Below are 1151 nucleotides of genomic sequence, written 5' to 3' on the forward strand. Positions count from 1 at the left end.
TATCAAATCAGCATCAGGGGTTGGTGGAATCTTGGTGGTTATATATAGCTGGTCTCGTGGTACTGACAATCCAGCTTTCAGGATGTTACCAAGGTACTCTTCACTCTTGCCGTAACCCCTGGCAGTTTCCAGGTGATTAATTCCTTTAGTGATTACCTGTTGCACTGTCTTCTGAGCATTGGACTCAGATGCTAAGCAACGCATGGTGCCGCAAGAAAATACTGAAAGCTGGAGATTAGTTTTACCAAACCGCCGATAACGCATGTTCCCCAACTGCTGAAATAATCAAATCTTTGGTTATCACATCTTTGGTTAAAATGTTGCCGAAAAACAGTTGCGCAAAAAGCTCACTTGATGGCCATCGATTGTCTTGGGGTATAGCTTCGGGTATAGCTTCGGGTATAGATAGTTTGGGATATATCCATTTATCCCAACGCTCACTTAGGGTATAGCATCAGGATTAGAGCATCTGGAAAACTCTCACCAATGGCTAGATGGTAAGGCTTTCAGAAACATCTCCATAATTTTTTGACAGAGCAATTAATATATTGTTGCTGTTAAATCCCGTTTAATCCCAATATTTTGGCTTTAGCTACCACGACTATATCCTCCACGGTGAAGAAAATCTTCTGGGCGGATATTAGAGACAAATTCCCGAAAAGCTCTACGCTCCTCTTCATCCTTATCTTGGTCTACAGGAATCGAAGCATCAGCAATCACCTCTTCCATCACCCAAATCGGACTGCCAGTGCGCAGGGCAATCGAGATGGCATCACTTGGTCGAGCATCAATTTCTTTCTTTGTCTCACCCTGACTAACACATAGGCTGGCATAGAATGTGTTATCTTGGAGAGAGTGTATTATAACACGATCCAGTGTTATGCTCCACTCCTCTAGAAAATTGACCATTAGGTCATGGGTCAGGGGACGGGGTGGTGTTTGTCTTTCCAAAGCACTGATAATTGCCTTTGCTTGATCTTGCCCAATATAGATTGGCAGAGCACGCCGATCTAAGACATCTTTGAGTAACACGATGGGGCTACGTGTTACAGTATCTACTGCAATGCCAGCAACTCTCATTTCAATCATCAGCTTAGCCTCTAGAATACGGTCAGCATCAGGGGCATCAAAGCGAAGCGGTAAACTAGTAC

General features: G+C 43.8%; 2 protein-coding genes. Both read right to left on the minus strand.

What is annotated here, in order from left to right:
* On the minus strand, positions 1-264 hold a 264-nt coding region (locus F6K49_RS51430), incomplete at its 3' end, for an aldo/keto reductase (protein WP_293110677.1).
* Between the two features lie 324 nt (positions 265-588).
* Complete coding sequence (locus tag F6K49_RS51435; protein WP_070396955.1) at positions 589-1089, minus strand: bifunctional nuclease family protein; 501 nt, start codon at positions 1087-1089, stop codon at positions 589-591.
* Positions 1090-1151: the final 62 nt, after the last annotated feature.

The organism is Moorena sp. SIO3I6 (assembly GCF_010672095.1).